The organism is Pararcticibacter amylolyticus (assembly GCF_003130405.1).
GTDB lineage: Bacteria > Bacteroidota > Bacteroidia > Sphingobacteriales > Sphingobacteriaceae > Arcticibacter > Arcticibacter amylolyticus.
Window position 1 is genome coordinate 180,551 of sequence record NZ_QEAS01000012.1, and the last position, 7,399, is coordinate 187,949.

6 protein-coding genes are annotated in these 7,399 nt (G+C 44.7%); all 6 read right to left on the reverse strand.

Annotated elements, in window-relative coordinates; genetic code table 11:
- On the reverse strand, nucleotides 1-1,233 hold a 1,233-nt coding region (ftsZ, locus tag DDR33_RS15560; RefSeq protein ID WP_238387824.1), incomplete at its 3' end, for a cell division protein FtsZ.
- A gap of 127 nt (nucleotides 1,234-1,360) precedes the next feature.
- Nucleotides 1,361-2,710 carry a cell division protein FtsA gene (gene ftsA / locus DDR33_RS15565; protein ID WP_109416723.1) on the reverse strand — a complete coding sequence of 450 codons (1,350 nt, stop codon included), beginning with the start codon at nucleotides 2,708-2,710 and terminating at the stop codon, nucleotides 1,361-1,363.
- A 3-nt stretch (nucleotides 2,711-2,713) separates the two neighbouring features.
- Entirely contained in the window at nucleotides 2,714-3,580 is an 867-nt protein-coding gene (locus tag DDR33_RS15570; protein ID WP_202913755.1) for a cell division protein FtsQ/DivIB, read from the reverse strand.
- Nucleotides 3,573-4,928 carry a UDP-N-acetylmuramate--L-alanine ligase gene (gene murC / locus DDR33_RS15575; RefSeq protein ID WP_109416724.1) on the reverse strand — a complete coding sequence of 452 codons (1,356 nt, stop codon included), beginning with the start codon at nucleotides 4,926-4,928 and terminating at the stop codon, nucleotides 3,573-3,575. The genes DDR33_RS15570 and murC overlap by 8 nt, the downstream gene beginning before the upstream one ends.
- A gap of 16 nt (nucleotides 4,929-4,944) precedes the next feature.
- Nucleotides 4,945-6,042 (reverse strand): undecaprenyldiphospho-muramoylpentapeptide beta-N-acetylglucosaminyltransferase, encoded by a 1,098-nt coding sequence (murG, locus tag DDR33_RS15580; protein WP_109416725.1) that lies wholly within the window; start codon nucleotides 6,040-6,042, stop codon nucleotides 4,945-4,947.
- Nucleotides 6,043-6,133: 91 nt separating this feature from the next.
- The gene (locus DDR33_RS15585) at nucleotides 6,134-7,315 is read right to left on the reverse strand and encodes an FtsW/RodA/SpoVE family cell cycle protein (protein ID WP_202913756.1); all 1,182 of its coding nucleotides are present in this window, start codon (nucleotides 7,313-7,315) and stop codon (nucleotides 6,134-6,136) included.
- Between the last annotated feature and the right edge of the window lie 84 nt (nucleotides 7,316-7,399).

The following is a 7,399-nucleotide window of genomic DNA, read 5'->3' on the forward strand; positions in this document are numbered from 1 at the left end:
AGTCGGTTCCTGTTGCGGAGGTTCTTCATCATGCAGGGTATGCCTGATAATTTTAGATTCTGCAGCTTTCTTTTCTTCTGATTTCTTAGCGAACAGCCCACCAAACAGATCAGCCTGCACTTGTGCAGAATATTTTGGCTGCTCAGGCTCAGGACCGGGATTCGTTGGTTCAGGGTCCGGCTGGATGAAAGCATTCACAGGCCTCACCATGGGCGCGTTCTCGGGTGTCAGCATCGAAACCTTTTTCTGGTTATTCTTCTCTATATCCCGCTCTTCTTTAGTCTGGAAACCGGTAGCAATAATAGTGACCGACAATTTATCATCAAGTGACTCATCTATACAGTTACCCCATATCAGGTCTGCCGCAAGTCCGGCTTCCTCCTGAATGTAATCTGTGATAATGCTCACCTCATCCATTGAGACCTCTTTAGATCCTGAACTGATATTCAGCAGAATATACCGGGCACCTTCAATTTCGTTATCCTTAAGCAATGGTGATGCGAGAGCTCCCTCTACTGCACGAAGAGCACGATTCTCCCCTTCTGCAGAATAACTTCCCATGATTGCTACACCACTATTATTCATAACAGTGCGCACATCTTTAAAGTCAACATTTATATATCCGGGGATCGTAATGATCTCCGCAATACCTTTCGCTGCCGTTGTCAGTATATCGTCTGCCTGGGCGAAGGCAGCGCTTAACGTAAGATTTCCGAAGATCTCACGAAGACGGTCATTCGAAATTACAAGGTATGAATCTACATACTTCTTTAATTCTTCAAGTCCCTCTTCTGCCTGCATCTTACGGCGTTTACCTTCAAAAGAAAAAGGAGTCGTTATAATTCCAACAGTCAGTATATCGAGCTCTTTCGCCGCCTTAGCGATGATCGGGCTCGCACCAGTACCTGTACCACCTCCCATTCCTGCCGTTATAAACAGCATTTTGGTGGTACTTCCCAGCATCCTTTTAATGTCCTCTATATTTTCGATAGCAGAATTCTTTCCTACCTCAGGCATAGACCCGGCACCCATCCCTTCTGTCAGACTGGCACCCAACTGGACCTTATTCGGAATCGGACTTAACTCCAAAGCCTGTGCATCGGTATTACAGATTATGAAGTCAACACCGGTAATTCCCTGCCTGTACATATGATTCACGGCATTACCACCGCCGCCGCCGACACCAATTACTTTGATAATTGATGATTTCTCTTTTAACATTTCAAACTGCATATCGTTATTAGTCAATCAAGTAGATTTGAAGTGATGATACATTTTTACTATTGTAATATTAACTATTTTTACACATTAGTTTTCCACATTTGTTAAGAATGTGGAAAACTCTTTTAATGTGGAAAAATCACTTAATATAATCTTCATCTTTAATATCATCTTTAATGAACCGGGCTCCCGTTTGTAAGAGTTTTTCAAACAAACCGAAGCTCTTTTTGGCCTTTTCCTGCTGTGGCTTTTCTACGTAAACACCCGGCTGCTTCATAATTTCTTCCATCTCCTCAGCCTTGCAGATACCTTTTATTAATAAACCTATACCAGTTGCATAAAGCGGACTCTTCAGGTCGTCATAAATATTCTTAGGTAGCACCTCATTCTTTGCCAGATGCTCATTCGGATACCCCACGCGGCAGTCCAGTCCTGTTACATATTCCACCAGCTGCGGCAGGTGTTTCAGCTGGGCACCCCCTCCTGTTATTACGATTCCGGCGATCAGACGCTTTTCATAGCCCGAGGCCTTAATTTCATAATACACGTGCTCTATAACCTCCTCCATCCTTGCCTGGATTACATAAGCAAGATTTTTTACTGAGATTTCCTTTGGTTCGCGCCCTCTGAGGCCTGGCACACAGATAATCTCGTTTTCTTTATTTTCGTCTGCAAGAGCCGATCCAAAGCGGGTTTTCAACAATTCAGCCTGATTTCTCATCACAGAGCATCCCTCACGGATATCCTCCGTTACACTGTTCCCTCCGAAAGGAATGACTGCGGTATGGCGGATGATACCTTCATGAAATATCGCAATATCCGTGGTACCGCCACCTATGTCGACCAGTACGACACCTGCCTCTTTCTCTTCTTCACTCAATACCGACTCCGAAGATGCCAATGGTTCAAGGATAAGTTCCTGAGTTTCCAGGTTGGCATTACGGACGCATTTAAGAATATTCTTAACGGCGCTCACATGCCCTGAAATAATATGAAAATTAGCTTCGAGCCTTACACCAGCCATACCGATAGGATCCTTAATACCCGGCTCATTATCCACCGTGAACTCCTGCGGAAGGACATGGATAATCTCCTCTCCCGGCGGCATCACCAGTTTATACATATCCTCGATCAGCTTTTCGATATCTTTTCTCTGGATCTCGTTCTGCAGATCTTTCCGGGTAAAAATCCCTCTGTGCTGAAGGCTTTTGATGTGTTGGCCCGCAATCCCGACGTTGACGATCTTGATATCAACATTCGACTGGGCACTAGCCTCCTCAGCTGCCTGCAAGATCCCCTGCACGGTTTTCTGTATATTAGATACAACCCCCCGCGTTACTCCCGAAGATTCTGCTTTCCCAATCCCCAGTATTTCTATCTTACCATGTCCGCTTCTCCGGCCAACTATCACACAAATTTTGGTAGTCCCTATATCCAAACCTACTACTATAGGGGAACCTTTCGATGACGTAGAAGTACCTTTTTCCATAACTTAAGGTTTTATTTTTTTATTATTCGTAATATTTTCTAAGCTGTCTACTGGCGAAATCTCAGCAACCGGTGCCGTATTATGGTTACTGTCAATCATGTTCTTCTCACAAATAATCTGATTTGCATATTTAATATTAATGGTCTTATAGGCATCCCAACCCACAGAAGGGATTGCTTTTTTATAAAAAATCAACAAGTTTCGCAGCCTTATGTCGAGCGAGTCTGCATTCCCCAGAAGGATCTTATGATTTCCAACCCTTGGCACCAGTTCAATTTCCTTCTGTTCATTCACATACATCTGCTCTATCTGTTCCTTCCAGAGCGAATCACTCTGTATGTACAATGCTGCCCTGTACAAATCCTTCGCCATCTCTGTTTTCAGAGTGTCAGTCCTGCCGGAAAAATGCTCCATCACAAACCCATTAACAACAAGCACATGGGGAGTATAACTGGCAGAAGCGGGGATTTTAAAACCATCATTATCTATGTAAAAGTTCTGATTGGTATAATTAATAACCCGAAGCAACGGTTCTCTTTGCTCAATCTCAATGTGCACTACACCATCCATATCCGCATACACCCTCGCCTTTCTTATATACGGATTCTCTTTTAGTACCTTTTCTATCCGGTGAATATTAATCTCATAGAGGAATCTTCCAACCAGCGGTCCTGCATGTTTGTCAAGGATCCGGTTGACCTCCTTCCTGTCAATAAAACTGGAAGTGCCCGGAATAATCACCTTAACGTCGCTGCACTTTAATTCAGACTTTTTTGAATCTATAAAACTCATCAGCACGCCCAGTCCGGCCAGGCAGACAAGCCATGTAAATACAAATAATACCGCCTTCCAGTTTATCTTTTTAAGCATTTGACAGAAGTTCCTTTAAAGGTTCAACCAATGTGTCAATATCTCCTGCTCCTGCTGTTATAAGCAATTCAGGGCGTAACGCTGCTACCAAGCCTAAAACCTCTTCTTTTCTGCATTGTCTTTTATCTGCATGATTTATCTTATCGTAAATGATCGCTGAACTGACTCCCGCAATCGGTAACTCCCTTGCGGGATAAATATCAAGCAGCACCAGTTCGTCAACTTCGTCTAATACTTCAGCAAAGCCATCAGCAAAGTCTCTTGTCCTGGAGTATAGATGCGGCTGAAATAACAGAGTCAGTCTCTTCTCCGGGTAAAGTGTTTTAGCGGCAGATATACACGCTCGTAACTCTTCCGGATGATGCGCATAATCGTCTATGTAAACAACTTCTTTCTTTTTAACAATAAATTCAAAACGCCTTTTTACACCTTTGAATTCTTCAACAGCTGCCTTTACTTTATCCGCTGGAATCGACAAAAGCAAGGACGTCTGGATCGCGGCCACCGCATTTTCTATATTATGAAGTCCTGGCAGCTGCATGGTCACACCCGTTATTGCTATAGAGCCGCTCCTGAAATCAAACTTAAAACAGCCGTTTTCTACCCGGATATTCTCTGCATAGACATCAGCTTTTTCTCTGGCGGAATAAGAAAGTCCGTTCTCCATAGGAAGTCCCTTTCTGCAGATCAGGCTGCCCCCGTTCTTGAGCTGGCCTGCGAACATTGTAAATGATTCAACAACGCTGTCCGCGTTTCCGTAAATATCCAGATGATCCGCATCCATGGATGTAACAACGGCTATATCGGGATGCAGCGTCAGAAAAGAACGGTCATATTCATCTGCTTCCACAACAACAACCCCGTTATTTCCGAGCAGTATATTCGTATTATAATTGGAAGATATCCCACCAAGGAAAGCTGTACAATCATACTGCGTATGCTTTAATATGTGAGCGATGAGAGTAGATGTAGTAGTCTTCCCATGAGTACCGGCAACAGCAATCGTAAACATTCCACCGCTGATGATTCCAAGAACTTCCGAACGCTTCTTCACACTGAACCCGGCAGATCTGAAGTAATTGAGAATAGGCGAATCTTTAGGAATAGCCGGGGTGTAAATAACTAACAGCGAATCGGCTGCCAAGCTAAAAACAGGAGGAATGGATTCGATGCTGTCGGTAAAGGAAATATGAATTCCTTCTGCCTGCAGCTCTGTAGTTAGTTCAGTGGGAGTCCGGTCATAACCACTCACCAGGCACCCCCGTTTATGAAAATACCGGGCAAGGGCACTCATTCCGATGCCACCGATCCCTACGAGGTAAACCTGTTTAATACTCTCCAGCTGCATTTTATCTACTCCTGTTTTACTTTGCTATCTTGAGCACCTCCTGTGCGATCACCATATCCGCATCAGGCTGCGCCATTTTTCCTATTTGCCTGGACAACTCTTCACACCTGCTCTCATCGTTTACCAGGTTCAGAACAATATCCGTCAGTTCCTTCTCTGCCCTGTCATCCTCCACCAAAACAGCAGCTCCGGCTTTCACCAGGGCTAGTGCATTCTTTGTTTGATGGTCTTCCGCAACATTTGGTGAAGGCACCAGGATCACCGGTTTCTTTACCACGCAGAGTTCTGCTATTGTTCCGGCACCCGCTCTTGCAACGATCACATCAGCAGCAGCATAAGCAAGATCCATCCGGTTAAGAAATTCGGTAACACACAGATTAGGACCTTCCGCATCACCGACTTCATCTTTTACCGACTGATAGGAATATTTGCCGGTCTGCCATATCACCTGAACATCTGCTGACATGAATTTATACAAGCCTGCAAGCATGCTTTTATTTAAAGTCCGGGCACCGAGACTTCCGCCGGTAACCAGAACTGTTTTCTTCCCGGCAGACAACCCAAATGAAGCTAAACCTTCCTTCTGCTTCCCTTCTATATCGACAGCCTCTTTTCGTATAGGGTTTCCTGTCATCAGGAGCTTTTCCTTTGGAAAAAATCTCTCCATATCCTCAAATGCCACACAGATCCGCTCCGCCTTCCCCCCGAGCCTTTTATTAGTCATCCCGGCATACGAATTCTGCTCCTGGATCAAATAAGGTATGTTCATTTTCCCAGCCATATGCAGCAACGGTCCTGAAGCATAACCTCCCACCCCTACAGCTACATCGGGATTGAATTCTTTTATAATCAACTTCGCTTTGCTTAAGCTGATGAGAATCTTAAACGGCAGCATTAAATTCTTTAAAAGCGAGTTGCGCTGAAACCCGGCGATGTTCAGTCCGACGATGTCGTAGCCTGCCTGCGGCACTTTTTCCATTTCCATCCGGCCGTTCGCTCCCACAAACAGGATCTCTGTCTCAGGATCAATTCGTTTCAACGCGTTCGCGATGGAGATAGCAGGGAAAATATGCCCTCCTGTACCCCCGCCGCTTATGATTACTCGCTTTGCCATATTCAATTTGCCTAAACCTCCGGCTATCGCGCCAGCGATGAGCTTTCGGTTCCTCTATATAGATTTAATTTAATCAGTATTATACGCCCGTCTAACCCACTGCCGGAATCTCTCCCACTACCACCTTCTTTTCATCCGGGTCTCCGCCATTTTTCTTTTCTTCAATATCCCGGCTTACACTTAATATAATTCCAAATGCGACACTCGTAAATAGAATAGATGTTCCTCCCATACTTACAAGAGGAAGAGGCACACCAGTAACCGGGCCTAACCCCACGGCAACAGCCATATTCGCAAAAGCCTGGATAGTGAGGCTGAAACTCAGACCTGCCGCAAGCAACGCTCCGAATGCTTTCGGACTTGCCGTAACTATCAGGATACACCGGTACAAAAACACCAGGTATATAATAACCAGCACGATCCCGCCCATCAATCCATACTCTTCAATAATTAAAGCATATACAAAATCTGAATATGGGTGTGGCAGAAAATTTCTTTGAGTACTGTTACCCGGTCCTTTTCCGAGAAACCCGCCTGTGGCTATGGCAATCTTCGACTGATTAGCCTGAAAAGACTTATCAGGATCCGCTTTTTCCGGATGCATATAGGCTTCAATACGCGAGGCGTATGTTTTCCGCCTCGGACCTAAAAAAATTACTCCCGTAAGAAGCACAGCACCAGCCAGACAAACGATCAGTATCTGCTTAATACTGATCCTTCCGATTATAAGCAATAAGATACTTACACCAAACAGCATCAGCGCAGTAGAGAGGTTTGCCAGAGCAATCAATATAAAAACAGCCGACACAGAGCCCATAATAGGCAGGAATGCCTGTTTAACATCCTTTATTCTTTCCTGTTTCTTTGTTAGCGTTCTTGCAAGGAAAGTAATCAGGGCAAGTTTTGCCAGATCCGACGTTTGAAACGTCTGGTTAATGACCGGTATCGTTACCCAACGATTCGCTTCATTTACCTGGTTCCCGAAGATCAACGTATACAGCAGCAAAGGAATTGTCAGGATCATAAGCACTTTGGATATACCTCCATAATACCTGTAGTCAAGCTTATGTGAAAAATACATCAGTGCCAAACCTCCGGCAATCATGACCAGGTGCTTAATCAGGTATTGCTCTGCCGACTTGTCGTTCTTATACGCAATAGTGCCCGTAGAACTATAAACAGCCAGAAGCGACCACACAGACAACAGGATCACGATCAGCCAGATCCATCTGTCTCCCTTCGTTTTACTAAGTACCTGATTGATTACACTCATTGTTATTTGTCAGTTAGATATTAGCTTTGAGATACATCATCCCCCTCTCACCCTCACCGTTCAATTCGAATTCCCGCCACCCGG

Coding starts and splice junctions, on each gene's coding strand:
- ftsA (WP_109416723.1), bottom strand. CDS start 2,710: ATGGAAAAAGGTACTTCTACGTCATCGAAAGGTTCCCCTATAGTAGTA.
- DDR33_RS15570 (WP_202913755.1), bottom strand. CDS start 3,580: ATGCTTAAAAAGATAAACTGGAAGGCGGTATTATTTGTATTTACATGG.
- murC (WP_109416724.1), bottom strand. CDS start 4,928: ATGCAGCTGGAGAGTATTAAACAGGTTTACCTCGTAGGGATCGGTGGC.
- murG (WP_109416725.1), bottom strand. CDS start 6,042: ATGGCAAAGCGAGTAATCATAAGCGGCGGGGGTACAGGAGGGCATATT.
- DDR33_RS15585 (WP_202913756.1), bottom strand. CDS start 7,315: ATGAGTGTAATCAATCAGGTACTTAGTAAAACGAAGGGAGACAGATGG.